A 23,626-nucleotide genomic window follows, 5' to 3' on the forward strand; every position below is an offset into this window, starting at 1 on the left:
CGCGTAACGCGCAGGTTCTAGCCCTCGGCGACGACGACCGCCGAGGCCACCCCCGCGTCATGGCTGAGCGACACATGCCAGGACTGCACACCGAGTTCCGCCGCACGTGCCGCGACCGTCCCCTGCACCCGCAGCCGCGGCCGCCCGCTGTCCTCGACGAAGACCTCCGCGTCCGTCCAGAGCAGACCGGCCGGAGCCCCGAGGGCCTTGGCGACCGCCTCCTTGGCCGCGAACCGTGCGGCGAGGGAGGCGATGCCCCGGCGTTCTCCGCTGGGGAGCAGCAACTCGCTCTCCAGAAACAGCCGTTGAGCCATTCCGGGCGTGCGTTCCAGCGCCGCCTGGAAGCGGTCGATCTCGGCGACGTCGATTCCCACTCCGATGATCACGAGGCCACCACGTCCGCCGTCCGCAGATTCGTCACTCCACCGTCACCGACTTCGCCAGGTTCCGCGGCTGGTCCACCTCGTTGCCCCGGGCCGTGGCCAGCTCGCACGCGAACACCTGCAGCGGCACCGTCGCGACCAGCGGCTGCAGCAGTGTCGGAGTCGCCGGGATGCGGATGAGGTGGTCGGCGTACGGGACGACCGCCTCGTCTCCCTCCTCCGCGATCACGATCGTCCGCGCGCCCCGGGCCCGGATCTCCTGGATGTTGGACACGATCTTGTCGTGGAGGACGGACCGTCCGCGCGGCGACGGCACGACCACCACCACCGGCAGGTCCTCCTCGATCAGCGCGATCGGGCCGTGCTTGAGCTCGCCCGCCGCGAAGCCCTCGGCGTGCATGTACGCCAGCTCCTTCAGCTTCAGCGCGCCCTCCAGCGCCACCGGGTAGCCCACGTGCCGGCCCAGGAACAGCACCGTGTTCTTGTGGGCCAGCGTGCGCGCCAGCGACCGTACCGGCTCCATGGTCTCCAGGACCCGCTCGACCTCGTCGGAGATCTGCGACAGATCCCGGATCACGGCGCTGATCTCGTCTCCCCATTTGGTGCCCCGCACCTGCCCCAGGTACAGCGCGACCAGATAGCAGGCCACCAGCTGGGTGAGGAACGCCTTGGTCGACGCGACCGCGACCTCCGGCCCCGCGTGCGTGTACAGCACCGCGTCCGACTCGCGCGGGATCGTCGAGCCGTTGGTGTTGCAGATCGCCAGCACCCTGGAGCCCTGCTCGCGGGCGTGCCGGAGCGCCATGAGCGTGTCCATGGTCTCGCCGGACTGCGAGATGGCGATGACCAGCGAACGCGCGTCCAGGATGGGATCCCGGTAACGGAACTCGCTCGCCAGTTCCACCTCGCACGGGATGCGGGTCCAGTGCTCGATGGCGTACTTGGCGATGAGCCCCGCGTGGAAGGCCGTACCGCAGGCGACGATGACGACCTTGTCCACCTCGCGCAGCTCGGAGGCGGAGATCCGCACCTCGTCCAGGGTCAGCGAGCCGGACGCGTCGATGCGCCCGAGCAGGGTGTCCGCGACCGCCTTGGGCTGCTCGGCGATCTCCTTGAGCATGAAGTAGTCATAACCGCCCTTTTCCGCGGCCGACGCGTCCCAGTCGACGTGGTAGGCGCGCACGTCGGCCGGGCGGCCGTCGAAGCCGGTCACCGTCACCGCGTCCCGGCGCAGCTCCACCACCTGGTCCTGACCCAGCTCGATCGCCGACCGCGTGTGGGCGATGAACGCGGCGACGTCCGAGGCGAGAAAGGCCTCGCCGTCCCCGACGCCCACCACGAGCGGCGAGTTCCGCCGCGCCCCCACGACCACGTCCGGCTCATCTGCATGCACCGCGACCAGCGTGAACGCCCCCTCGAGCCGCCGGCACACCAGCCGCATCGCCTCCGCCAGGTCGGCGCAGGAGGAGAACTCCTCGGCGAGCAGGTGCGCGACCACCTCGGTGTCGGTCTCGGAGCCGAGGTCGTGGCCCCGCTCCTCCAGCTCGGTCCGAAGCTGCGCGAAGTTCTCGATGATCCCGTTGTGCACGACGGCGACACGTCCGGCGTTGTCGATGTGCGGATGGGCGTTGGCGTCGGTCGGCCCGCCGTGTGTGGCCCACCGCGTGTGCCCGAGGCCCGTGGTCCCCGTCGGCAGCGGCCGGTCCACCAGCTCCTTCTCCAGATTGAGCAGCTTCCCGGCCTTCTTGGCCGCCGCCAGCCCGCCGTCCGCCAGCACGGCGACCCCGGCCGAGTCGTATCCCCGGTACTCGAGCCGCTTCAGCCCCGCCATCACGACCTCGAGCGCAGACTGCGACCCCACGTATCCCACGATTCCGCACATGGGCCGCAGCCTACGACCGAATCCCCGCCCGAAACGGCCTTCGCGTGCCCGAAATCGGAAATTCCCGCGCCCGTACGCCCCCTCGATCCGAGCGTGACGGAGCCCACCCGCCGTACCGTTCAAACTCCGTTAACAATGAACTGTGATCTCTCCGGTCTCCTCGATGCCCCGGAGCGCCCACCGGCAGCGGCCGGAGGCGACTCCCTATGTCGACCTCACCCGCGCCGAGTGGAGCGCGCTGCGCGACAAGACGCCGCTGCCGCTCACCGCCGAGGAGGTCGAGAAGCTGCGCGGCCTCGGTGACGTCATCGACCTCGACGAGGTGCGCGACATCTACCTCCCGCTGTCCCGGCTCCTCAACCTCTACATCGGCGCGACGGACGGTCTGCGAGGCGCCCTCAACACGTTCCTCGGCGAGCAGGGCTCCCAGTCCGGCACCCCGTTCGTGATAGGAGTCGCCGGCTCGGTCGCGGTCGGCAAGTCCACCGTCGCCCGCCTCCTGCAGGCGCTGCTCTCCCGCTGGCCCGAGCACCCCCGCGTCGAACTGGTGACGACGGACGGCTTCCTCCTGCCCACCAGGGAACTCCAGGCCCGCGGCCTGATGTCGCGCAAGGGCTTCCCCGAGTCCTACGACCGGCGCGCCCTCACCCGCTTCGTCGCCGACATCAAGGCCGGCAAGGGCGAGGTGACGGCTCCGGTCTACTCGCACCTCATCTACGACATCGTCCCCGGCGAGAGGCTCACGGTCCGCCGCCCCGACATCCTCATCGTCGAGGGCCTGAACGTCCTGCAGCCCGCCCTCCCCGGCAAGGACGGCCGCACCCGGGTCGGCCTCGCCGACTACTTCGACTTCAGTGTGTACGTCGACGCCAGCGCCGAGGACATCGAGCGCTGGTACCTCAGCCGCTTCCGGAAGCTGCGCGCGACGGCCTTCCAGAACCCGTCCTCCTACTTCCGCAAGTACACCCAGGTCTCCGAGGACGAGGCCCTCGACTACGCCCGTACCCTCTGGCGGACCATCAACAAGCCCAACCTGGTCGAGAACATCGCCCCCACCCGCGGCCGCGCCACCCTGATCCTGCGCAAGGGCCCTGACCACAAGGTGCGGCGTCTGAGCCTGCGCAAGCTGTAACGCCGTAACGCGGGCCTGTTAGAAAGACGCCATGCTGCATCTGCGCCTGATCACACCGGCCGAGAAGACCGACGACGTGGTCCGCCTCATCGGGAACACGGTCGGTACCACGCATGTCGTCGTGCTGCCCGGCGCCGCCCGCAACCCGGCCGGGGACGTCGTGATGTGCGACGTGGCGCGTGAGGCGGGCGACGAACTGCTCACCGGCCTACAGGAGTTGGGCCTCGAGGAGAGCGGATCGATCGCCGTCGAGAACATCGACCTGTCGCTGTCGAAGCGCGCCGACAAGGCGGAGGCCGAGGCGCCGGGCGAGGGCGCGGACGCGGTGCTGTGGGAGCACCTGACCGACGCGACGCACGAGGAGTCGACCCTCTCCGTCACGTACGTCGCCTTCATCACGCTGGCGACGATGATCGCCGCCTGCGGTGTGGTGCTCGACAACGCGGTTCTGATCGTGGGCGCGATGGCGGTCGGCCCGGAGTTCGGCCCGCTGGCGGGCATCTGCACCGCGGCTGTACAGCGTGCCCCACGCCTGGCCCTGCGGTCCCTGACCGCGCTGCTCGTCGGCTTCGCGGTGGCGATGGCAGTGACCGCGGGCTTCAGCCTCTTCATGGACGCCGTGGGTTTGTTCAGCAAGGCTCAGCTGGAGGCCGACCGCCCGAACACCGGCTTCATCTACGCCCCGGACTGGTTCTCGTTCGTGGTGGCGGTCCTGGCCGGGGCGGCGGGCACCCTCTCCCTGACATCCGCGAAGTCGGGCGCCCTGGTCGGTGTGGCCATCTCGGTGACGACGGTCCCGGCGGCCGCCAACGCGGCCGTGGCCCTGGTCTACGGCGACACAAACCAGACCCTGCGCTCTTCGGAACAACTGCTCCTGAACCTGCTGGGCATCATCCTGGCCGGCACTCTGACGCTGCTGACCCAGAAGTGGCTCTGGTCGAAGCAGCGGCAACGGCCAACCGCCCTCTAGGGAAACGTGCCCAAGGGGGGCGGGGCTCTGACATCATGCGGCTCCGCCGCGTGGGCGCGACAAGCCACGACGAACCCGCAGCCCGCCGACAGCAGAACTCCCCGCCCCCTACTCGAATATCAGCCCAAAGCAGACTTCACCGCGTCGGCCAGCCGCCCGGCAACAGACTGAGCCTGCTCGATATCCGCCGCCTCGACCATCACCCGGACCAACGGCTCAGTACCCGACGGCCGCAGCAACACCCGTCCGGTCGACCCCAACTCCCGCTCCGCCTCGGCGACAGCCGCATCCAGCTCGGCCGAGTCCCCGACTCGGGACCTGTCGACGTCGGGCACATTGATCAGCACCTGCGGCAACCGCTCCATCACGGCCGCCAGTTCCCGCAGCGACCGCCCGGTCTCCGCGACCCGAGCGGCCAGCATCAGCCCGGTCAGCGTCCCGTCGCCCGTGGTCGCGTGGTCCAGGATGATGACGTGCCCGGACTGCTCGCCGCCGAGGGCGTAGCCGTGCTCCTTCATCTCCTCCAGCACGTACCGGTCGCCGACCGCGGTCTGGACGAGGTTCAGTCCCTCCCGCTCGAGCGCGAGTTTGAAGCCGAGGTTGGACATGACGGTCGCCACGACGGTCTCGGCCCGCAGAGCGGAGCGTTCCCGCATCGCCAGCGCGAGCACCGCCAGGATCTGGTCGCCGTCGACCTCCTCGCCGGTGTGGTCCACGGCGAGGCAGCGGTCCGCGTCACCGTCGTGCGCGATACCGAGGGCGGCGCCGTGGGAGACGACCGCGGCCTTGAGCTTGTCCAGGTGCGTGGAGCCGCAGCCGTCGTTGATGTTGAGCCCGTCCGGCTCGGTGCCGATGGTGACGATCTCGGCTCCGGCCCGCGAGAACGCCTCCGGCGACACACGCGCGGCGGCGCCGTGCGCCTCGTCGAGGACGATCTTCAGACCGTCCAGGCGGTTCGGGAGTACGGCGATGAGGTGGGCGACGTACTTGTCGAAGCCCTCCTCGTAGTCCCGTACACGCCCCACACCGGCGCCGGTGGGCCGCTCCCAGGGCTCACCACGCCGGTGCTCCTCGTACACGCTCTCGATCTTGTCCTCGAGGTCGTCGGCGAGCTTGTGGCCACCGCGGGCGAAGAACTTGACGCCGTTGTCGGGCATGGCGTTGTGGCTCGCGGAGAGCATCACGCCGAGATCGGCGCCGAGTGCTCCGGTCAGGTACGCCACGGCGGGCGTCGGCAGCACGCCGACCCGCAGGACGTCCACGCCGGCGCTGGCGAGGCCCGCGACCACGGCGGCCTCAAGGAACTCCCCGGACGCGCGCGGGTCCCGTCCGACCACCGCCGTCGGCTTGTGGCCCTCGAAGGTGCCCGCCTCGGCCAGTACGTGCGCCGCCGCGACGGACAGGCCGAGAGCCATCTCGGCCGTCAGATCCGCGTTGGCGACACCACGCACGCCGTCCGTGCCGAAGAGTCGTCCCACGTGTCCTCCTGAGGAAGCTTCAGTTTCGGAAGCCGTACCGGTTGCGGCCCGGGCACGCTGCTTCCGCATGCCAGGCAAACGATGCCTGAACTTCCGATGGCATTCGATGCCTGGGTATCCGATCGCACAAGATTTTGAGCACCTTGTGCCGTTATACGCCCGGGGGCGCTGATAAACGAACGCCCCGGCGGCACTGGCGTGCCGCCGGGGCGTTCGAAGTACGAGCAGAGGCAGCAGACGATTAACGCTTGCTGTACTGCGGGGCCTTGCGGGCCTTCTTCAGACCGGCCTTCTTGCGCTCGACCGCGCGGTCGTCGCGGCGGAGGAAGCCGGCCTTCTTGAGCGGGCCACGGTTGTTGTCGACGTCGGCCTCGTTCAGCGCGCGGGCGACACCGAGACGGAGCGCACCGGCCTGGCCGGAGACACCGCCACCGGCGATGCGGGCGATGACGTCGTAACGGCCCTCGAGCTCGAGCACCTTGAAGGGCTCGTTGACCTCCTGCTGGTGCACCTTGTTCGGGAAGTAGTCCTCGAGGGTGCGGCCGTTGATCTTCCACTTGCCGGTGCCCGGAACGATCCGGACGCGGGCGATGGCGTTCTTGCGGCGGCCCAGGCCGGCGGCCGGCTGGGGCTCGCCGAAGCGGGAGGCCAGGGACTCCGAGGTGTACTCGCCCTCGACGGGGACCTCGGACTCGGTGGTGTAGCTGTCGATGTCAAGCTCTTCGAGCGGCTGCTCGGCAGTGGTCTCGGCCACGATTCTCCTCAGATTCTCTTCAGTCTTAGGGGGTGGCCGGACTTACTGCGCGACCTGGGTGATCTCGAAAGGCACCGGCTGCTGGGCAGCGTGCGGGTGCTGGTCACCCTTGTAGACCTTCAGCTTCGAGAGCATCTGACGGCCCAGGGAGTTCTTGGGGAGCATGCCCTTGACGGCCTTCTCGATGGCCTTCTCGGGGTTCTTGTCGAGCAGCTCGTCGTAACGGACCGAGCGCAGACCACCCGGGTAGCCGGAGTGGCGGTACGCCATCTTCTGGGTCCGCTTGTTGCCGGAGAGGTGCACCTTGTCCGCGTTGATGATGATGACGAAGTCACCGGTGTCGACGTGGGGCGCGTAGATCGGCTTGTGCTTGCCCCGCAGAAGGGACGCGGCGGTGGTGGCGAGACGGCCCAGGACAACGTCCTGAGCGTCGATGACGTGCCACTGGCGCGTCACATCGCCGGGCTTGGGGCTGTACGTACGCACGGTTCGTAGCCTTCGCTTCGAGTGAATGGTCCTGAACAGGTCACCGAAACGATCACGACAGCCTGGACCACTGCGGCGACGCATACCGCGTACGTGGGGTCGCTGGTCATCGGCCCGGTGGACCGGTGTAAGGGCCCGTCCCGTGAGAATGAGCAAGCCAATACACAACGAAGAAGCAGAATACCTGCGGCGCCGGGGCGGGGTCAAAACGGGGCCTCCGCCCTCGTCGCCTGCACCGGGGGCCGCCGCACCCGGACCTCCGCGTTCGGCCCGGACGGCCTCGCCCTCGAGCGCCGGAGGGACTGACAACCCACCGCCACCATCAAGGTGTACAGCGTAAACGCATCCTTGAAGGCCCGACGTCGCGGCAGCTCCAGGTACGGCCAGATCAGGCCGGGGATCTGCGGGGCCAGGGCCAGCCAGAACCAGGGGCTGCGGGCAGCCGAGCCGGGGTACGGGAGACCGGCGAGCAGGAGCGGGAGGACGACCATGAGGTAGTGGTCGTACGACGGCCTGGAGACGAGGAACGCCGAGAGCATCAGGGTCGCGGAGGTCTCCGCCAGGCGCAGTGGGCCGGGGTCGGCCCGGCGCCAGCGGCGGTACGCGCAGGCCACTCCGGCAGCGCAGGCCAGCAGGGCGGCCGCCTTGGCGAGCGGCGAGGGCATTCCGAGCCGCGGCAGCACCGCCGCAGGCGATGCCTCGTAGAGCCGTACGAAGTCGTCGTGGCCGCGCAGCAGGAACGGCAGGGTGTGGGTGAGGAAGCCCGCGGGGTCGGGCAGCGCGAGGGCCGCGGTCGCGGACGCGGCCGTCGGGACCAGGACCAGCACGCCCAGCGCGCGCCAGCGGCGGGCGAAGACGAACAGCAGCGCCATCGGGGCGAGCAGCGGCTTCAGCGCCACCGCCGCGCCGATCACCGCACCCGCCGCCACCCACCGGCCCCGGCTCACCAGCAGCAGCCCCAGCGGCAGCGCCAGTGCGGCGGTGACGGTCCAGTTGCCCAGCAGGACCAGGTGCCCGAAGGGGGCGAAGGCACCCGCGAGCCCGGTCAGGCCGAGGGCCGCGAAGCGGCTGCGCAGGGGAACGTCGTGGACACGCAGGGCGCAGGCCCAGCCGGCGGCCAGAAAGGCGGTCACCGTCAGCGGCACGAGCACACGCAGCGCGGTCAACGGCAGCAGAGCCTGCGGTACGGCGGCCAGGACCGCGCTCGGGAGATAGAGGAAGTGCGGATCGGCGTACGGCGAGCCGCCGGTCAGCCACGCCCCGGCCGCCCGCACGACGATCGCGTTGTCCATCCCGCCGTCCGGGGTGGACCGCCCGACGTGCCCCGCCATCGCCCCCAGCACGACCGCGGGCGCCGCCCACAGCCGCCAGGGCGCCCGTCCCATCAGCCACCCGGAGATGTCGCTTTTGCCCGCCTTCATTCGGTGAACGTTAGCTTCAGCGCACCGAGACCTGGCCGACGTACACGGGCGAGCCCCGGATCCCGTCCTTTTGATGTGGATCGTCGCGCTTCGCGCCGGGCCGGAACGCGCAGTCGCACGAGCAACACCCGTCCCCCGTCTAAGATGACGCCCCATGAGCTATGGGCAGGGGGGACCCCAGTCCCAGTGGGATCCCTGGAAACCGCATTCGCAGCAGCCGTGGGCCGACGGCGGTGGCGACACGCCGGACTGGGCGGCGCTCGCCGAGGCCTCCGAGACACGCGCAAAGCGTCGTCGGCTGCTGCTCATCGGCGGTGGCGCGATCGCCACGCTCGCGATCGGCACCGCAGTGGCGATGGCCGTGGTCTCGGCGAACGGCAACGACGAGGCGTCGAACAAGCCGACCTCGCTGCCCGCGAGCGGGGACATCCCGAGCGGGACCGCCACGGCGCCGTCGTTCGCCCCGACCAGCGCCCCTCCGCCGCTGGACCCGAAGGACTTCGTCGCCAGCAAGAGCAAGGACAAGGCTCCGATCGGCACGGACATCCTGTTCCCGGGCACGCAGCTCACCATGGACTCGGTCGTGTACAAGAAGGGGCCGACGGCCGACACCACCAAGTGCGCCACGGCCGCCGAGGGCACGCTCCCGAAGGTCCTCACCGCCAACGGCTGCACCCGGCTGATGCGCGTCACGTACACCCTGGACGGCATCGCGGTGACGGTCGGCGTGGCCGTCTTCGACACCGAGGCCCAGGCGACCAAGGCCAAGGGCCAGGCGGACAGCAAGAGCATCGTCAAGGCGCTGTCCGGCAAGGGCGTCAAGGCCTTCTGCTCCGGCGCGGTCTGCCGCTCGACGACCAACTCCTACGGCCGGTACGCCTACTTCACCATCACGGGCTTCACCAACGGCAAGGACGTGACGACGAAGGACACGAAGGTCTTCGCCACGGGCGACGACCTGGCCGAGTTCACGTTCCGCCAGATCCGCCGCAGGGGCGAGGCCCAGGCGTCGGAGGCGGCGAACGGGTAACGCCGCGAGCATGTCCGTCCGTCCGCGGGCCGTTGCTGTCCGTCCGCGGGCAGCTGCCGTCCGTCCGCGGGCATGCGTGCCTCCCCCACTGCCTCAATGGCGTGGGAGGTGCCCCCAGGGGCGATGGGGGTCCCCCCCGCTCGAGCGAAGCCGAGAGTGGGGGGAGGGCGGGCGCGGGCGGCACCCCGCAAGCGCCGGGCTGCGCGACCCACCCAGCCTCAGCCCCAGCGCCCGGCACGATGGAACCCGGCTCAGCAGCAGCCCGCACCCGGCAGTGACCGCTTGTTCCGCGCCTCCCTGCTCCGCGCGGCGAGCAGTTCGTCCGCCGGGTAGCCGACCTCCTCCAGCGTCAGCCCGTGCGGCCGTACGACGTGGACGGCGGAATCCCGTACGCCCGCGGCGAGCACCTTGCCCGGCCAGTCCGGCGGCCGGTGCCCGTCCCCCACGAACAGCAGCGCCCCGATCAGCGAACGCACCATGTTGTGGCAGAACGCGTCGGCGCGGACGGTCGCGGTGACGATCCCGTCGCCCCCGCGCTCGAGGCTCAGCTCCTGCAGCGTACGGATGGTCGTGGCCCCCTCCCGCTTCTTGCAGTAGGCGGCGAAGTCGTGCTCGCCGAGCAGCCGCCGCGCGGCCTCGTTCATCGCGTCGACGTCCAGGGGCCAGTCGTGCCAGAGGACGTGGTTGCGCAGCAGCGGGTCCACGCCGCCGGGGTTGTCCGTGACCCGGTACGCGTACCGGCGCCAGATCGCCGAGAAACGGGCGTTGAAGCCGCTGGGCGCCTCCCGCAGGGCCCACACCCGCACATCCCTGGACAGGCGCCCGGCGAGCCGCTTGAGCAGCTTGTCGTGGTGCTCGCCCCAGACCTCCCGGGGCAGATCGACGTGGGCGACCTGGCCCCGGGCGTGCACACCGGCATCCGTGCGCCCGGCCACGGTCAGCTCGTACGTCTCCCGGGACCGCGTGACCGTGCGCAGCGCGTCCTCGATCTCCGCCTGCACGGTCCGCCGTCCCCCGGCCTGCTTGGCCCACCCGGAGAACTCCGTCCCGTCGTACGAGAGATCCATCCGCACCCGCACGAACCCGGCCTGTACTTCGTCACTCACCCTGGATCCTCTCAGGAACGCGAAACGGGTCCGCCCCTCAGGGCGGACCCGTTCACAAGGCAGAGCCTCAGGCGTCCTTGGACTCTTCGGCTGCGTCCTCGGCCTCGTCGGCCTTGGTCACGTCGACCTTGGCGTCCTCGACCGCGGCGTCCTCGACCTTGGTCTCCTCGACCTTGGCCTCGTCGGCTTCCTTGACCGCGCGCTTGGTCGCGGCCTCGGCCTCGCCGACCGCCTTCTGCTGCACCGTCAGCGCCTCGACCAGCTCGATGACAGCCATGGGCGCGTTGTCGCCACGGCGGTTACCGATCTTGGTGATGCGGGTGTAGCCACCCGGACGGTTCTCGTACCGCGGGCCGATCTCGGTGAAGAGCGTGTGGACGATGCCCTTGTCCGTGATGACCTGGAGCACCTGACGGCGGTTGTGAAGGTCGCCCTTCTTCGCCTTGGTGATCAGACGCTCGGCGTACGGCCGCAGACGGCGGGCCTTCGCCTCGGTGGTGGTGATACGGCCGTGCTCGAACAGCGACTTCGCGAGGTTCGCGAGGAGCAGCTTCTCGTGCGCGGCACTGCCGCCCAGACGGGCACCCTTGGTGGGCCTCGGCATTGTTCTTCTCCTGTGTGTCTGCCCCGGCCGTGTCAGGTACCAGGGTCAGTATCCGAGCGGGCGGGTTTGCCCGTCGGAGATCCGGGGTCCGCTGACGCGGACCCCGGAAGCGGAGACTCAGTACTGCTCGGTCTCCACAAAGCCCGCGTCCGCGTCGTCGTCGGCGCCGAAGGCGTCGGCAGCGGCCGTGGGGTCGAATCCGGGCGGGCTGTCCTTCAGGGCCAGGCCCATGCCGGCCAGCTTCGCCTTGACCTCGTCGATGGACTTCGCACCGAAGTTACGGATGTCCAGGAGGTCGGCCTCGGAGCGGGCAACGAGCTCACCCACGGAGTGGATGCCCTCACGCTTGAGGCAGTTGTACGACCGAACGGTGAGCTCGAGCTCCTCGATCGGCAGCGCCAGATCGGCAGCGAGCGCGGCGTCCGTCGGGGACGGACCCATGTCGATGCCCTCGGCGTCGATGTTGAGCTCACGCGCCAGACCGAACAGCTCGACCAGGGTCTTACCGGCCGACGCCATGGCGTCACGCGGACGCATGGCCTGCTTGGTCTCGACGTCGACGATCAGCTTGTCGAAGTCGGTGCGCTGCTCGACACGGGTCGCCTCGACCTTGTACGTGACCTTCAGCACGGGGCTGTAGATGGAGTCGACCGGGATACGGCCGATCTCCTGGCCCACCTGCTTGTTCTGCACGGCGGAGACGTAACCGCGACCGCGCTCGACGGTCAGCTCCATCTCCAGCTTGCCCTTGCCGTTGAGCGTGGCGAGGACGAGGTCGGGGTTGTGCACCTCGACACCGGCCGGGGGCGCGATGTCGGCGGCGGTGACGAGACCCGGGCCCTGCTTGCGCAGGTACATCACGACCGGCTCGTCGTGCTCCGAGGAGACGACCAGCTGCTTGATGTTGAGGATCAGGTCGGTGACGTCCTCCTTGACGCCCGGCACGGTGGTGAACTCGTGCAGAACGCCGTCGATGCGGATGGACGTGACCGCCGCACCCGGGATCGAGGAGAGGAGCGTACGACGCAGGGAGTTGCCGAGGGTGTAGCCGAAGCCCGGCTCCAGCGGCTCGATCACGAACCGGGAGCGGAACTCGTCGACGACCTCTTCGGTCAACGAGGGACGCTGAGCGATCAGCATGTGTGGATCAGATCCTTCTTTCGTGGACGCCCGCTATTTGACGTCCGACGGAAACCGCACCTGTGAGAAGCGCGGGTACTGCAAGGGTACGGGCGATACGGCCCTTTTACGGTGCCGTACCGCCCGAAATCCCCAGCCCGACCGGCCGTGCGTCAGACGCGACGACGCTTCGGCGGACGGCAGCCGTTGTGCGGGGTCGGGGTGACGTCCTGGATGGAGCCGACCTCGAGGCCCGTGGCCTGCAGGGAGCGGATCGCGGTCTCACGACCGGAACCCGGGCCCTTCACGAACACGTCGACCTTGCGCATGCCGTGCTCCTGGGCGCGGCGGGCAGCCGACTCGGCGGCCATCTGCGCGGCGAACGGCGTGGACTTCCGGGAGCCCTTGAAGCCGACGTGGCCGGCGGAGGCCCAGGAGATCACGTTGCCGGACGGGTCCGTGATCGAGACGATCGTGTTGTTGAACGTGCTCTTGATGTGCGCGTGACCGTGAGCGACGTTCTTCTTTTCCTTGCGGCGCACCTTCTTGGCAGCGCCCTGACGTCCCTTGGGGGGCATCTATAACTCCTACGGGAGGTGGTCGGTCCTACAGCGAAGACCGTGGACAGGTGTCCGCTGCGGACTACTTCTTGCCCGGCTTCTTCTTGCCGGCGATGGCGCGACGCGGGCCCTTGCGGGTGCGGGCGTTGGTGCTGGTGCGCTGACCGCGGACGGGCAGACCGCGGCGGTGACGCAGACCCTGGTAGCAGCCGATCTCGACCTTGCGGCGGATGTCGGCCTGGATCTCGCGACGGAGGTCACCCTCGGTCTTGATGTTGTTGTCGACGTACTCGCGGATCGCGACGAGCTGCTCCTCGGAGAGGTCGCGAACGCGAGTGTTCGGGTCGATGCCGGTCTCGGCCAGCGTCTGCTGGGAGAGGGTCCGGCCGATGCCGAACACGTAGGTGAGGGCGACCTCCACGCGCTTGTCGCGCGGGATGTCAACACCGGAAACGCGTGCCATTCAATGGCTCCAGTTGATCTTCGGAGGTCTTCCGCAGAACCGGATCCCGGCCGCCGTACCAGGTACGAACCGGGTCCCCGGCCTCCGAACCGGGGGTGTCAAGCCGCTTGGCTTGGGCCCTGCAAATGAACATATTCAGCTTGCGTCGCGCGAATTCTGCGGAATGCAGAGGGTTGCGGTCGTGCGGTCAGCCCTGGCGCTGCTTGTGGCGCGGGTTCTCGCAGATGACCATGACCCGGCCGTGACGGCGGATCACCCTGCACTTGTCGCAGATCTTCTTGACGCTCGGCTTGACCTTCATGGGATGTGAGGTTCTCCGGGTCAGTTGCCGGCCGGCCCGCTCGCGCGGGACATGGGCAAGATCTACTTGTACCGGTAGACGATCCGGCCACGCGTCAGGTCGTACGGAGACAGCTCCACCACGACCCGGTCGTCAGGGAGGATGCGGATGTAGTGCATACGCATCTTGCCGCTGATGTGTGCCAGGACCTGGTGGCCGTTCTGGAGCTCGACCTTGAACATGGCGTTCGGAAGAGACTCGACGACAGTGCCCTCGATCTCGATGGCACCTTGCTTCTTGGCCACGCTTCGCCCTTCGAATCGACTACCTTGATCGACTCCCTCGCGTCCCTTGCGGGCGCATGCAGGCATGCGGATGCACGAGAGCCGACGAGTCAGTCTACGTCAGCGCATCCGGAAAGACGAATCGGGGAAGTCTGCCCTGCGGCGTAGATCGTTATGCCGCGAGTGCCTGCGGCGGTTGTGGGCAGTCGTTCCGCTGGGGCGATGGGGGAAGGCGGGCACAGCCGCACCCGCGTAGGCGAACCAATGATCACGCCGGCGGATCCGGCGCCGCCGCGATCCCGAGCTCCGCCAGTTTCGCCCTGCCCCCGTCCGGAGCCGTGAGCACCAGCAGGCCTTCCTCTGTCAGGGCAACCGAGTGCTCCCAGTGCGAGGACCACGTGCCGTCCGTCGTGATGACCGTCCAGTCGTCCGACAGAACCTCCGACCCAATTCCGGATGCCGCTCTCGCGGGCTCGGCGCCCGGGGCGCCTCACAAGCTTCGAGCGGCTGCGCCGGCCTCCGACCGGCGACCGAGCCATCGCCGCCCTCAGGCCAGCGGATCCGGCGCCGCCGCGATCCCGAGCTCCGCCAGTTTCGCCCTGCCCCGTCCGGAGCCGTGAGCACCAGCAGGCCTTCCTCTGTCAGGGCAACCGAGTGCTCCCAGTGCGAGGACCACGTGCCGTCCGTCGCGATGACCGTCCAGTCGCCCGACAGAACCTCCGACCCAATTCCGGATGCCGCTCTCGCGGGCTCGGCGCCCGGGGCGCCTCACAAGCTTCGAGCGGCTGCGCCGGCCTCCGACCGGCGACCGAGCCATCGCCGCCCTCAGGCCAGCGGATCCGGCGCCGCCGCGATCCCGAGCTCCGCCAATTTCGCCCTGCCCCGTCCGGAGCCGTGAGCACCAGCAGGCCTTCCTCTGTCAGGGCAACCGAGTGCTCCCAGTGCGAGGACCACGTGCCGTCCGTCGCGATGACCGTCCAGTCGCCCGACAGAACCTCCGACCCAATTCCGGATGCCGCTCTCGCGGGCTCGGCGCCCGGGGCGCCTCACAAGCTTCGAGCGGCTGCGCCGGCCTCCGACCGGCGACCGAGCCATCGCCGCCCTCAGGCCAGCGGATCCGGCGCCGCCGCGATCCCGAGCTCCGCCAGTTTCGCCCTGCCCCCGTCCGGAGCCGTGAGCACCAGCAGGCCTTCCTCTGTCAGGGCAACCGAGTGCTCCCAGTGCGAGGACCACGTGCCGTCCGTCGTGATGACCGTCCAGTCGTCCGACAGGACCTCCGTCTTCGGGGTGCCCAGGGAGACCATCGGCTCGATGGCGAGGCAGAAGCCGGGGACCAGCTTCGGCCCCTTGCCCCTGCGGCGGTCGACGTAGTTCAGCAGGTGCGGGTCCATGTGCATCTCGGTGCCGATGCCGTGGCCGCCGTAGTCCTCGATGATGCCGTAGCGGCCGCCGCCCGGCTTCGGCTGGCGGCGGATGTACGTCTCGATGGCCTTCGACACGTCCACCAGCCGGTTGCCCTGCTTCATCGCCGCGATGCCCGCCCACATCGATTCCTCGGTCACCCGGGAGAGCTCGATGAGTTCCGGGGCGTGACCCGAGCCCACGAACGCGGTGTAGGCGGCGTCGCCGTGCCAGCCGTCGATGATCGCGCCGCAGTCGATGGAGATGATGTCCCCGTCCTTGAGGACGACCTCGTCGGACGGGATGCCGTGGACGACGACCTCGTTCACCGAGGTGCAGATGGTCGCGGGAAAGCCGCCGTACCCGAGGAAGTTCGGCTTGGCGTTGTGCTCCGCGAGCACCTTGCGCGCGACCTGGTCCAGATCCTTGGTGGTGGCCCCGGGCACGGCCGCCTCGCGGGTGGCCGCGTGAATGGCCGCAACGACCAGCCCCGCCTCACGCATCTTGGCGATCTGCTCGGGGCTCTTGATCTGCACCATGGGGACGGGGGCCTTTCTTGGACGGAGTAAGGGGACGGACGCTTTCAAAGATACGGGCAGTCGTGCCCGCGAACCCCGGGCATGCGTGCCGCACGCAGCAGCCGCGGCCCCCTCGCAAGGGAACCGCGGCTACAGCAACGTACAAACGGCTACTTGACCTCGTGCTCGCGCTTCAGCCCCGCCAGCGCACGCCGGGTGACCTCGTCCACCGGCCCCATGGAGTCGATCGTCACGACCAGACCCTGCGCCTTGTAGTAGTCGATGATCGGCTCGGTCTGCGTGTGGTAGACCTCCAGCCGCTTGCGCACCGTCTCCTCGGAGTCGTCGTCCCGCTGGTACAGCTCCCCGCCGCAGACGTCGCAGACGCCTTCCTCGGCCGGGGCCTTGTACGACACGTGGAAGACGTGCGACGAGTCGTTGCGGCAGATGCGCCGGCCGGCGATCCGCTTGACGACCTCTTCCTCCGGTGCCTCCAGGTCCAGCACCGCGTCCAGCTTGATGCCCTCGGTCTTCAGCAGCTCGTCCAGTGCCTCGGCCTGCGAGACGTTGCGCGGGAAGCCGTCGAGCAGGAAGCCGTTCTCGGCGTCGGGCTGCTCCATGCGGTCCTTGGCCATCGCGATGGTGACCTCGTCGGGAACCAGATTGCCGGCGTCCATGTAGGACTTCGCGAGTTTCCCGAGCTCCGTCTGGCGGCTGATGTTGGCGCGGAAAAGGTCGCCCGTGGAGATGTGGGGAACGCGCAGCTTCTCTGCGAGGCGCGTAGCCTGCGTTCCCTTTCCGGCGCCCGGCGGCCCGACGAGGACGATTCGCATCAGCGGAGGAACCCTTCGTAATTGCGCTGCTGGAGCTGGCTCTCGATCTGCTTCACCGTCTCGAGACCCACACCCACGATGATCAGGATGCTGGTGCCACCGAACGGGAAGTTCTGGCTTGCCCCGAAGCCAACCAACGCCATCGTCGGGACGAGAGCAATCAGACCCAAGTACAGCGAACCCGGCCAGGTGATCCGGTTGAGCACGTACGACAGGTACTCAGCGGTCGGTCGGCCAGCCCGGATGCCCGGGATGAAGCCACCATACTTCTTCATGTTGTCGGCGACTTCCTCGGGGTTGAACGAGATCGCGACATAGAAGAAGGCGAAGAAAACGATCAGCAGGAAGTACATGGTGATGTAGATCGGGTGGTCACCCTTGACCAGGTTGGCCTCGATCCACGTCTTCCAGCCGGAGGTGCTGTTCGAGAACTGCGCGATCAGCGCCGGGATGTACAGCAGCGACGACGCGAAGATGACCGGGATCACACCCGCCTGGTTGACCTTCAGCGGGATGTACGTGGACGTACCGCCGTAGGACCGGCGTCCGATCATGCGCTTCGCGTACTGCACCGGGATGCGGCGCTGGGCCTGCTCGACGAAGACGACCAGGCCGACCATGACCAGTCCGACGGCGATGACGGTGCCGAACTCGATCCAGCCGCCCGCCAGGTCGCCCTGCTTCTTGATGGCCCACAGCGCGGACGGGAAGGTCGCGGCGATCGAGATGAACATCAGGATCGACATGCCGTTGCCGATGCCGCGGTCGGTGATGAGCTCGCCGAGCCACATCACGACGGCCGTACCGGCGGTCATGCAGACGACCATGGTGATGGTGGTGAAGATCGCCCGGTCGGGGACGATGCTCGACGCGACCGTGCAGCCGGAGAACAGGGCGCCGCTGCGGGCGGTGGCCACCAGGCCGGTGCCCTGCAGGATGGCGAGAGCCACGGTCAGGTAGCGGGTGTACTGCGTGATCTTCGCCGTGCCGGCCTGGCCCTCCTTCTTGAGGGCTTCCAGGCGCGGGATCACCACGGTCAGCAGCTGCAGAATGATGCTCGCCGTGATGTACGGCATGATGCCCAGCGCGAAGATCGTGATCTGCAGCAGCGCGCCGCCGCTGAACATGTTGACCAGACCGAAGAGGCCCTGGTTGCCGGACGCCTCGTCCACGCACTTCTGGACGTTGGTGTAGTCGACGCCCGGGATCGGGATGTGGGTACCGACCCGGTAGACCACGATGATCGCGAGCGTGAAGAGCAGCTTCTTGCGCAGGTCGGGCGTCCTGAACGCCCGGGCGAACGCGGTGAGCACGGTGCCTCCTGCGACCCCCGCGCAACTGCGTCAAGGGTGACGGTCTTGAGTTTCGACGAATACGAAAAAAGAACAGTGCAGGCCACCTTACCGGCGACTCTGCCCCCGTGGAACGACCAACCGGGGATACCCCATTGTGGGGTATCCCCGGTCGGGATCGCTCATGTCATCGAGGCGCCTGAGGTGTTTCAGACGAGCTCGGTGACCGTACCGCCGGCGGCGGTGATCTTCTCCTTGGCGGAGCCGGAGACGGCGTCGACCGTCACCTGCAGCGCCACGGAGATCTCGCCCTGGCCGAGGACCTTGACGAGGCTGTTCTTGCGCACGGCACCCTTGGCCACGAGGCCCTCGACCGTGACCTCGCCACCTTCGGGGTAGAGCGCGGCCAGCTTGTCGAGGTTCACGACCTGGTACTCGGTCTTGAACGGGTTCTTGAAGCCCTTCAGCTTCGGAAGACGCATGTGGAGGGGCATCTGCCCACCCTCGAAGCGCTCCGGAACCTGGTAGCGGGCCTTCGTGCCCTTGGTACCACGACCGGCCGTCTTACCCTTCGACGCCTCACCACGACCGACACGGGTCTTGGCGGTCTTGGCGCCCGGGGCGGGACGGAGGTTGTGGATCTTCAGCGGGTTGCTCTCCGCCATGATCAGTCGACCTCCTCGACCGTCACGAGGTGGCGGACGGTGTGCACCATGCCGCGGAACTCGGGGCGGTCCTCCTTGACGACCACGTCACCCAGGCGCTTGAGGCCCAGGGAACGCAGGGTGTCGCGGTGGTTCTGCTTGCTGCCGATGTAGGACTTCGTCTGCGTGATCTTGAGCTGCGCCACGATTACGCACCCGCCCCGGCACGCGCACGAAGCAGAGCCGCGGGGGCGACGTCCTCGAGCGGCAGACCGCGGCGGGCCGCGATCTCCTCGGGACGCTGCAGGCCCTTCAGGGCCTCCACGGTCGCGTGCACGATGTTGATCGCGTTGTCGGAGCCGAGCGACTTCGACAGCACGTCGTGGATACCGGCGCACTCGAGCACGGCGCGCACCGGACCACCGGCGATAACACCGGTACCGGGGGACGCGGGCTTGAGCAGCACGACGCCGGCAGCCTTCTCACCCTGGATGGGGTGCGGGATGGTGCCCTGGATCCGGGGGACCTTGAAGAAGTGCTTCTTGGCCTCCTCAACGCCCTTGGCGATGGCGGCCGGCACCTCCTTGGCCTTGCCGTATCCGACACCCACGGTGCCGTCACCGTCGCCCACCACGACCAGCGCGGTGAAGCTGAAGCGACGACCACCCTTCACAACCTTGGCGACGCGGTTGATCGCGACAACGCGCTCAACGTACGCGGTCTTCTCGGCGGCAGCTGCGCCGCCGTCACGGCCCTTCCGGTCCCGCCGCTCGCCGCCACCGGCACCGCCACCGCGGCGCTGGGGTCCAGCCATTGGATTACCTCTCTCTTTCCGCTAGCTACAAGCGGCTCAGAACTTGAGCCCGGCTTCGCGGGCGGCGTCCGCCAGGGCGGCGATGCGCCCGGCGTACTGGTTGCCACCACGGTCGAACACGACGGCCTCGACACCGGCGGCCTTGGCACGCTCGGCGACCAGGGCGCCGACCTGCTTGGCCTGCGCGGACTTGTCGCCCTCGCCACCGCGGATCGACGTGTCCAGCGTGGACGCCGACGCCAGGGTGTGGCCCTTGAGGTCGTCGATCACCTGCGCCACGATGTGGCGGTTGGAGCGGGTCACGACCAGACGGGGGCGCTCCGCCGTACCGGAGATCCGCTTGCGGATCCGGATGTGACGGCGCTTGATCGCGGCGCGCTTGTAGGCGTCGCCCTTCAGGATCTTCTGCCCGTATGCCATGGCTTACTTACCCGCCTTTCCGACCTTGCGGCGGATGACTTCGCCCTCGTACTTGACGCCCTTGGCCTTGTACGGGTCGGGCTTGCGCAGCTTGCGGATGTTGGCCGCAACCTCGCCGACCTTCTGCTTGTCGATGCCCTCGACCTGGAATCGGGTCGGGGTCTCCACCTTGAAGGTGATGCCCTCGGGGGCCTCGACCAGGATCGGGTGGCTGTAACCGAGCGCGAACTCGAGGTTCGAGCCCTTGGCGGTCACGCGGTAACCGACACCACTGATCTCGAGCTTCTTCACGTAACCCTGGGTCACGCCGGTGATCATGTTCGCCACCAGCGTGCGCGACAGGCCGTGCAGGGCCTTGCTCTGACGCTCGTCGTTGGGGCGGGTCACCTGCAGGGTGCCGTCCTCGCCCTTGGCGATCTCGATCGGCGCCACGACGGTGTGGGTCAGTTCGCCCTTGGGGCCCTTGACCGAGACCGTACGGCCGTCGATGGTGACGTCCACGCCGGCGGGAACCGCGATGGGGAGCTTGCCGATACGCGACATAGCTGTTTCCTCCGTTCCCTTCTGCTACCAGACGTAGGCGAGAACTTCTCCGCCTACGCCCTTCTTGCCGGCCTGCTTGTCGGTGAGGAGCCCGTGAGACGTGGAGATGATCGCCACGCCGAGGCCGCCGAGCACCTTCGGCAGGTTGGTGGACTTCGCGTACACCCGGAGACCGGGCTTGGAGATCCGCTTGATGCCCGCGATGGAGCGCTCACGGTTCGGGCCGAACTTCAGCTCGAGGGTGAGGTTCTTGCCGACCTCGGCGTCCTCGACTCGCCAGCCCGTGATGAAGCCCTCCTGCTGGAGGATCTCCGCGATGTGAGACTTGATCTTCGATGCCGGCATCGTCACGGTGTCGTGGTACGCCGAGTTCGCGTTCCGCAGACGCGTCAGCATGTCTGCGATCGGATCAGTCATGGTCATGAAGTGGCCTGTGGCCTCTCTCGCCGGGGTTTCCTGGTGCGCCATCCCTCTCCCCGATCCGAGACGGGACGGGTGCGGCGCGGTGGACCTACGGCGTAGTAAGTCGTACGGGCGACCGTCAGGCGCCCAACCCTCCAAGCCTAAGCCATGAAAGGGAGGGCGCCTGACACGCCCAGTGCTTACCGAGAGCCTCTGGAATCCCTAAATACCGGGATTACCAGGAGCTCTTGGTCACGCCCGGCAGCTCGCCACGGTGAGCCATCTCACGAAGGCACACGCGGCAGAGGCCGAACTTGCGGTACACGGAGTGCGGACGGCCGCAGCGCTGGCAGCGGGTGTAGCCACGCACACCGAACTTGGGCTTGCGAGCAGCCTTAGCGATCAGAGCCTTCTTCGCCATCTCGCTCACGCCTCCTTGAAGGGGAAGCCGAGGTGACGAAGGAGCGCACGGCCCTCAGCGTCGTTGGTCGCCGTGGTCACCACGGTGATGTCCATACCCCGGGTGCGGTCGATCTTGTCCTGGTCGATCTCGTGGAACATGACCTGTTCCGTGAGACCGAAGGTGTAGTTGCCACGGCCGTCGAACTGCTTGGGGGACAGACCACGGAAGTCGCGGATGCGCGGCAGCGCGAGCGACAGGGTGCGGTCCAGGAACTCCCACATGCGGTCGCCACGGAGCGTGACGTGGGCACCGATCGGCTGGCCCTCACGCAGCTTGAACTGCGCGATGGACTTGCGGGCCTTGGTGACGGCCGGCTTCTGACCGGTGATCGTGGTGAGGTCGCGGATGGCGCCCTCGATCAGCTTGGAGTCGCGGGCGGCGTCGCCCACACCCATGTTGACCACGATCTTGACGAGGCCGGGGATCTGCATGACGTTCTCGTACTTGAACTCGTCACGCAGCTTGCCCGCGATCTCCTCGCGGTACTTCGTCTTGAGACGCGGAGTGGTGGTGGTAGCCATCAGATGTCCTCACCCGTCCGCTTGGCAACGCGGATCTTGTTGCCCTCGTCGTCGAAGCGGTAACCGACACGCGTGACGACCTTGTTGCCGTCCTTCTCAACGACCAGCTGGACGTTGGAGACGTGGATCGGCGCCTCGGTCGTGACGATGCCGCCGGCCTGGGAACCGCGAGCGGTCGGACCGGCCTTCGTGTGCTTCTTGACCCGGTTGACACCCTCGACCAGGACACGCTCCTCGCGCGGGTAAGCGGCAATGACCTTGCCCTGCTTGCCCTTGTCCTTGCCGGTGATGACCTGGACCAGGTCGCCCTTCTTGATCTTCATGCTTACAGCACCTCCGGCGCGAGCGAGATGATCTTCATGAACTTCTTCTCGCGCAGCTCACGGCCGACCGGGCCGAAGATGCGGGTGCCGCGAGGGTCGCCGTCGTTCTTCAGAATGACGGCGGCGTTCTCGTCGAAGCGGATGTACGAGCCGTCCGGACGGCGGCGCTCCTTGACGGTGCGAACGATGACCGCCTTGACGACGTCACCCTTCTTCACGTTGCCACCGGGGATCGCGTCCTTGACGGTGGCGACGATGACGTCACCGATGCCCGCGTAGCGGCGACCGGAGCCACCGAGCACACGGATGCAAAGGATCTCCTTCGCACCAGTGTTGTCGGCGACACGCAGTCGCGACTCCTGCTGGATCACGTCTATCTCCTGTTTGTCTGCCGGTTCCCTCCGGGCGTTGAACCGGAGAGCCTGGCGGAACCGTCCTGCGGGTAGCTCCCGCAGGAATTACTTGCGCCTCTGCAGGCGGAAAACCGACGCCGGGGGTCTGGGGACAGAGCCCCCGGCGGGGGTCAGCGGGGGCGGAGCCCCCGCTTATTACTTCGCCTTCTCGAGGATCTCGACGACGCGCCAGCGCTTCGTCGCGGACAGCGGCCGGGTCTCCATGAGGAGGACGCGGTCGCCGACACCCGCGGCGTTCTGCTCGTCGTGCGCCTTGAGCTTGTTCGTACGGCGGATGACCTTGCCGTACAGCGCGTGCTTGACGCGGTCCTCGACGGCGACGACGACGGTCTTGTCCATCTTGTCGCTGACGACGAGACCCTCACGGGTCTTGCGGAAGCCGCGCGCCTCTGCGCCCGCGGCGGAGCCGCTAATGTCTGCTGCAGTCACGTTGTTCTCGCTCATCAGGCGTTCTCCACCGTTTCGATGCCCAGCTCACGCTCGCGCATCAGGGTGTAGATCCGCGCGATGTCCTTGCGGACCGCCTTCAGACGGCCGTGGTTCTCGAGCTGACCGGTCGCCGCCTGGAAGCGGAGATTGAACAGCTCTTCCTTGGCCTCGCGGAGCTTGCCCAGAAGCTCCTCGTTGCCCAGCTCGCGCAGCTCGGACGCCTTGGTACCGGCCGACATCACGCTTCACCTGCCTCGCGCTTGACGATCCGGCACTTCATCGGCAGCTTGTGGGCCGCACGGGTCAGCGCCTCACGGGCGATCTTCTCGTTGGGGTACGACAGCTCGAACATCACGCGTCCGGGCTTGACGTTGGCGATCCACCACTCCGGAGAACCCTTACCGGAACCCATGCGGGTCTCGGCGGGCTTCTTGGTGAGCGGACGGTCCGGGTAGATGTTGATCCAGACCTTGCCACCACGCTTGATGTGACGCGTCATGGCGATACGAGCGGCCTCGATCTGACGGTTCGTCACGTACGCCGGGGTGAGCGCCTGGATGCCGTACTCGCCGAACGCAACCGTGGTGCCACCCTTGGCAGCGCCGCTGCGTCCCGGGTGGTGCTGCTTGCGGTGCTTGACCCTACGGGGGATCAGCAT

At 68.2% G+C, this 23,626-nt stretch carries 32 protein-coding genes and 3 pseudogenes; 3 read left to right on the top strand and 32 right to left on the bottom strand.

The window, feature by feature from the left end:
* Positions 1–17: 17 nt before the first annotated feature.
* Together ABZO29_RS18535 and glmS are read right to left on the bottom strand one after the other, a co-directional pair.
* Positions 18–386, bottom strand: coding sequence for a holo-ACP synthase (locus ABZO29_RS18535; RefSeq protein WP_367321322.1), 369 nt, complete (start codon positions 384–386; stop codon positions 18–20).
* A 31-nt stretch (positions 387–417) separates the two neighbouring features.
* Positions 418–2,265, bottom strand: a complete 1,848-nt coding sequence (gene glmS / locus ABZO29_RS18540; protein ID WP_367321323.1) for a glutamine--fructose-6-phosphate transaminase (isomerizing) — start codon at positions 2,263–2,265, stop codon at positions 418–420.
* Between the two features lie 163 nt (positions 2,266–2,428).
* Between glmS and coaA the strand changes: the two genes are divergently transcribed.
* Positions 2,429–3,397, top strand: a complete 969-nt coding sequence (gene coaA, locus ABZO29_RS18545) for a type I pantothenate kinase (RefSeq protein WP_367321324.1) — start codon at positions 2,429–2,431, stop codon at positions 3,395–3,397.
* Between the two features lie 31 nt (positions 3,398–3,428).
* Positions 3,429–4,367, top strand: a complete 939-nt coding sequence (locus tag ABZO29_RS18550; RefSeq protein ID WP_367321325.1) for a DUF389 domain-containing protein — start codon at positions 3,429–3,431, stop codon at positions 4,365–4,367.
* A 119-nt stretch (positions 4,368–4,486) separates the two neighbouring features.
* Here ABZO29_RS18550 and glmM read toward each other — a convergent pair whose 3' ends face one another.
* From glmM to ABZO29_RS18570, 4 genes are all read right to left on the bottom strand, one after another.
* Positions 4,487–5,845, bottom strand: a complete 1,359-nt coding sequence (gene glmM, locus ABZO29_RS18555; RefSeq protein ID WP_367321326.1) for a phosphoglucosamine mutase — start codon at positions 5,843–5,845, stop codon at positions 4,487–4,489.
* A gap of 241 nt (positions 5,846–6,086) precedes the next feature.
* Positions 6,087–6,599 carry a 30S ribosomal protein S9 gene (gene rpsI / locus ABZO29_RS18560; protein WP_003998795.1) on the bottom strand — a complete coding sequence of 171 codons (513 nt, stop codon included), beginning with the start codon at positions 6,597–6,599 and terminating at the stop codon, positions 6,087–6,089.
* Between the two features lie 42 nt (positions 6,600–6,641).
* The gene (gene rplM, locus ABZO29_RS18565; protein WP_367321327.1) at positions 6,642–7,085 is read right to left on the bottom strand and encodes a 50S ribosomal protein L13; all 444 of its coding nucleotides are present in this window, start codon (positions 7,083–7,085) and stop codon (positions 6,642–6,644) included.
* A 203-nt stretch (positions 7,086–7,288) separates the two neighbouring features.
* A complete protein-coding gene (locus ABZO29_RS18570) occupies positions 7,289–8,506 on the bottom strand; it encodes a glycosyltransferase 87 family protein (protein WP_367321328.1) in 1,218 nt (405 codons plus the stop codon).
* 154 nt (positions 8,507–8,660) lie between these two features.
* Here ABZO29_RS18570 and ABZO29_RS18575 point away from each other — a divergent pair, with 154 nt between their 5' ends.
* A complete protein-coding gene (locus ABZO29_RS18575; protein ID WP_367321329.1) occupies positions 8,661–9,536 on the top strand; it encodes a hypothetical protein in 876 nt (291 codons plus the stop codon).
* Positions 9,537–9,787: 251 nt separating this feature from the next.
* On the opposite strand, the gene truA is transcribed toward ABZO29_RS18575, so the two are convergent.
* The 26 genes and pseudogenes from truA to rplP form a co-directional block, all read right to left on the bottom strand.
* Positions 9,788–10,642 (bottom strand): tRNA pseudouridine(38-40) synthase TruA, encoded by an 855-nt coding sequence (gene truA, locus ABZO29_RS18580; protein WP_367321330.1) that lies wholly within the window; start codon positions 10,640–10,642, stop codon positions 9,788–9,790.
* A gap of 67 nt (positions 10,643–10,709) precedes the next feature.
* The gene (rplQ, locus tag ABZO29_RS18585; protein ID WP_367321331.1) at positions 10,710–11,246 is read right to left on the bottom strand and encodes a 50S ribosomal protein L17; all 537 of its coding nucleotides are present in this window, start codon (positions 11,244–11,246) and stop codon (positions 10,710–10,712) included.
* Positions 11,247–11,363: 117 nt separating this feature from the next.
* Positions 11,364–12,386, bottom strand: a complete 1,023-nt coding sequence (locus tag ABZO29_RS18590; RefSeq protein WP_003966937.1) for a DNA-directed RNA polymerase subunit alpha — start codon at positions 12,384–12,386, stop codon at positions 11,364–11,366.
* A gap of 152 nt (positions 12,387–12,538) precedes the next feature.
* A complete protein-coding gene (gene rpsK / locus ABZO29_RS18595; RefSeq protein WP_003956432.1) occupies positions 12,539–12,943 on the bottom strand; it encodes a 30S ribosomal protein S11 in 405 nt (134 codons plus the stop codon).
* 64 nt (positions 12,944–13,007) lie between these two features.
* Complete coding sequence (gene rpsM, locus ABZO29_RS18600; RefSeq protein WP_030571236.1) at positions 13,008–13,388, bottom strand: 30S ribosomal protein S13; 381 nt, start codon at positions 13,386–13,388, stop codon at positions 13,008–13,010.
* A 187-nt stretch (positions 13,389–13,575) separates the two neighbouring features.
* Positions 13,576–13,689, bottom strand: coding sequence for a 50S ribosomal protein L36 (gene rpmJ / locus ABZO29_RS18605; RefSeq protein WP_003998809.1), 114 nt, complete (start codon positions 13,687–13,689; stop codon positions 13,576–13,578).
* A 62-nt stretch (positions 13,690–13,751) separates the two neighbouring features.
* A complete protein-coding gene (gene infA, locus ABZO29_RS18610) occupies positions 13,752–13,973 on the bottom strand; it encodes a translation initiation factor IF-1 (protein ID WP_003948620.1) in 222 nt (73 codons plus the stop codon).
* Positions 13,974–14,220: 247 nt separating this feature from the next.
* Positions 14,221–14,397, bottom strand: a pseudogene (locus tag ABZO29_RS18615) (type I methionyl aminopeptidase); the annotation flags it as partial.
* 102 nt (positions 14,398–14,499) lie between these two features.
* A pseudogene (locus tag ABZO29_RS18620) lies at positions 14,500–14,675 on the bottom strand (type I methionyl aminopeptidase); the annotation flags it as partial.
* 102 nt (positions 14,676–14,777) lie between these two features.
* Positions 14,778–14,953: pseudogene (locus tag ABZO29_RS18625) on the bottom strand (type I methionyl aminopeptidase); the annotation flags it as partial.
* Between the two features lie 102 nt (positions 14,954–15,055).
* Entirely contained in the window at positions 15,056–15,892 is an 837-nt protein-coding gene (map, locus tag ABZO29_RS18630; protein ID WP_367321332.1) for a type I methionyl aminopeptidase, read from the bottom strand.
* A gap of 149 nt (positions 15,893–16,041) precedes the next feature.
* Positions 16,042–16,704, bottom strand: a complete 663-nt coding sequence (locus tag ABZO29_RS18635) for an adenylate kinase (protein ID WP_367321333.1) — start codon at positions 16,702–16,704, stop codon at positions 16,042–16,044.
* A complete protein-coding gene (secY, locus tag ABZO29_RS18640; protein WP_367321334.1) occupies positions 16,704–18,017 on the bottom strand; it encodes a preprotein translocase subunit SecY in 1,314 nt (437 codons plus the stop codon). Before secY ends, ABZO29_RS18635 begins: the two co-directional genes overlap by 1 nt.
* 188 nt (positions 18,018–18,205) lie before the next feature.
* The gene (rplO, locus tag ABZO29_RS18645; protein ID WP_356940755.1) at positions 18,206–18,661 is read right to left on the bottom strand and encodes a 50S ribosomal protein L15; all 456 of its coding nucleotides are present in this window, start codon (positions 18,659–18,661) and stop codon (positions 18,206–18,208) included.
* A 2-nt stretch (positions 18,662–18,663) separates the two neighbouring features.
* Entirely contained in the window at positions 18,664–18,846 is a 183-nt protein-coding gene (rpmD, locus tag ABZO29_RS18650; protein WP_009190145.1) for a 50S ribosomal protein L30, read from the bottom strand.
* Between the two features lie 2 nt (positions 18,847–18,848).
* Positions 18,849–19,454 (bottom strand): 30S ribosomal protein S5, encoded by a 606-nt coding sequence (gene rpsE, locus ABZO29_RS18655; RefSeq protein WP_009190144.1) that lies wholly within the window; start codon positions 19,452–19,454, stop codon positions 18,849–18,851.
* Between the two features lie 36 nt (positions 19,455–19,490).
* On the bottom strand, positions 19,491–19,874 hold the full coding sequence (gene rplR, locus ABZO29_RS18660) for a 50S ribosomal protein L18 (RefSeq protein WP_019980869.1): 384 nt from the start codon (positions 19,872–19,874) through the stop codon (positions 19,491–19,493).
* Between the two features lie 3 nt (positions 19,875–19,877).
* Entirely contained in the window at positions 19,878–20,417 is a 540-nt protein-coding gene (rplF, locus tag ABZO29_RS18665) for a 50S ribosomal protein L6 (protein WP_367321335.1), read from the bottom strand.
* Between the two features lie 24 nt (positions 20,418–20,441).
* A complete protein-coding gene (rpsH, locus tag ABZO29_RS18670) occupies positions 20,442–20,840 on the bottom strand; it encodes a 30S ribosomal protein S8 (RefSeq protein ID WP_100827756.1) in 399 nt (132 codons plus the stop codon).
* 214 nt (positions 20,841–21,054) lie between these two features.
* Complete coding sequence (locus ABZO29_RS18675) at positions 21,055–21,240, bottom strand: type Z 30S ribosomal protein S14 (protein ID WP_003948630.1); 186 nt, start codon at positions 21,238–21,240, stop codon at positions 21,055–21,057.
* A 5-nt stretch (positions 21,241–21,245) separates the two neighbouring features.
* On the bottom strand, positions 21,246–21,803 hold the full coding sequence (rplE, locus tag ABZO29_RS18680; RefSeq protein WP_020135807.1) for a 50S ribosomal protein L5: 558 nt from the start codon (positions 21,801–21,803) through the stop codon (positions 21,246–21,248).
* On the bottom strand, positions 21,803–22,126 hold the full coding sequence (rplX, locus tag ABZO29_RS18685; RefSeq protein ID WP_031477830.1) for a 50S ribosomal protein L24: 324 nt from the start codon (positions 22,124–22,126) through the stop codon (positions 21,803–21,805). Before rplX ends, rplE begins: the two co-directional genes overlap by 1 nt.
* 2 nt (positions 22,127–22,128) lie before the next feature.
* Entirely contained in the window at positions 22,129–22,497 is a 369-nt protein-coding gene (gene rplN, locus ABZO29_RS18690) for a 50S ribosomal protein L14 (protein ID WP_003998823.1), read from the bottom strand.
* A gap of 177 nt (positions 22,498–22,674) precedes the next feature.
* Entirely contained in the window at positions 22,675–22,983 is a 309-nt protein-coding gene (gene rpsQ, locus ABZO29_RS18695) for a 30S ribosomal protein S17 (protein WP_367321336.1), read from the bottom strand.
* Complete coding sequence (rpmC, locus tag ABZO29_RS18700; protein ID WP_018564811.1) at positions 22,983–23,207, bottom strand: 50S ribosomal protein L29; 225 nt, start codon at positions 23,205–23,207, stop codon at positions 22,983–22,985. Before rpmC ends, rpsQ begins: the two co-directional genes overlap by 1 nt.
* On the bottom strand, positions 23,207–23,626 hold the full coding sequence (rplP, locus tag ABZO29_RS18705; RefSeq protein WP_007494765.1) for a 50S ribosomal protein L16: 420 nt from the start codon (positions 23,624–23,626) through the stop codon (positions 23,207–23,209). Before rplP ends, rpmC begins: the two co-directional genes overlap by 1 nt.

It is taken from the genome of Streptomyces sp. HUAS ZL42 (genome assembly GCF_040782645.1).
Lineage (GTDB): Bacteria > Actinomycetota > Actinomycetes > Streptomycetales > Streptomycetaceae > Streptomyces.

Bases quoted from the DNA above. Each gene is read 5' to 3' on its own strand.
- rpsK (WP_003956432.1), bottom strand. From the start codon at position 12,943: ATGCCCCCCAAGGGACGTCAGGGCGCTGCCAAGAAGGTGCGCCGCAAG.
- rplE (WP_020135807.1), bottom strand. From the start codon at position 21,803: ATGGCTACCACCACCACTCCGCGTCTCAAGACGAAGTACCGCGAGGAG.
- rpsE (WP_009190144.1), bottom strand. From the start codon at position 19,454: ATGGCTGGACCCCAGCGCCGCGGTGGCGGTGCCGGTGGCGGCGAGCGG.
- ABZO29_RS18575 (WP_367321329.1), top strand. From the start codon at position 8,661: ATGAGCTATGGGCAGGGGGGACCCCAGTCCCAGTGGGATCCCTGGAAA.
- coaA (WP_367321324.1), top strand. From the start codon at position 2,429: ATGCCCCGGAGCGCCCACCGGCAGCGGCCGGAGGCGACTCCCTATGTC.
- glmS (WP_367321323.1), bottom strand. From the start codon at position 2,265: ATGTGCGGAATCGTGGGATACGTGGGGTCGCAGTCTGCGCTCGAGGTC.
- ABZO29_RS18570 (WP_367321328.1), bottom strand. From the start codon at position 8,506: ATGAAGGCGGGCAAAAGCGACATCTCCGGGTGGCTGATGGGACGGGCG.
- rplQ (WP_367321331.1), bottom strand. From the start codon at position 11,246: ATGCCGAGGCCCACCAAGGGTGCCCGTCTGGGCGGCAGTGCCGCGCAC.
- rplR (WP_019980869.1), bottom strand. From the start codon at position 19,874: ATGGCATACGGGCAGAAGATCCTGAAGGGCGACGCCTACAAGCGCGCC.
- rplO (WP_356940755.1), bottom strand. From the start codon at position 18,661: ATGGCGGAGAGCAACCCGCTGAAGATCCACAACCTCCGTCCCGCCCCG.
- rpsQ (WP_367321336.1), bottom strand. From the start codon at position 22,983: ATGAGCGAGAACAACGTGACTGCAGCAGACATTAGCGGCTCCGCCGCG.
- rpsH (WP_100827756.1), bottom strand. From the start codon at position 20,840: ATGACCATGACTGATCCGATCGCAGACATGCTGACGCGTCTGCGGAAC.
- rpmJ (WP_003998809.1), bottom strand. From the start codon at position 13,689: ATGAAGGTCAAGCCGAGCGTCAAGAAGATCTGCGACAAGTGCAGGGTG.
- rpmC (WP_018564811.1), bottom strand. From the start codon at position 23,207: ATGTCGGCCGGTACCAAGGCGTCCGAGCTGCGCGAGCTGGGCAACGAG.
- map (WP_367321332.1), bottom strand. From the start codon at position 15,892: ATGGTGCAGATCAAGAGCCCCGAGCAGATCGCCAAGATGCGTGAGGCG.
- ABZO29_RS18635 (WP_367321333.1), bottom strand. From the start codon at position 16,704: ATGCGAATCGTCCTCGTCGGGCCGCCGGGCGCCGGAAAGGGAACGCAG.
- rpsM (WP_030571236.1), bottom strand. From the start codon at position 13,388: ATGGCACGCGTTTCCGGTGTTGACATCCCGCGCGACAAGCGCGTGGAG.
- ABZO29_RS18675 (WP_003948630.1), bottom strand. From the start codon at position 21,240: ATGGCGAAGAAGGCTCTGATCGCTAAGGCTGCTCGCAAGCCCAAGTTC.
- rplF (WP_367321335.1), bottom strand. From the start codon at position 20,417: ATGTCGCGTATCGGCAAGCTCCCCATCGCGGTTCCCGCCGGCGTGGAC.
- rplX (WP_031477830.1), bottom strand. From the start codon at position 22,126: ATGAAGATCAAGAAGGGCGACCTGGTCCAGGTCATCACCGGCAAGGAC.
- ABZO29_RS18550 (WP_367321325.1), top strand. From the start codon at position 3,429: ATGCTGCATCTGCGCCTGATCACACCGGCCGAGAAGACCGACGACGTG.
- ABZO29_RS18590 (WP_003966937.1), bottom strand. From the start codon at position 12,386: ATGCTGATCGCTCAGCGTCCCTCGTTGACCGAAGAGGTCGTCGACGAG.
- rplP (WP_007494765.1), bottom strand. From the start codon at position 23,626: ATGCTGATCCCCCGTAGGGTCAAGCACCGCAAGCAGCACCACCCGGGA.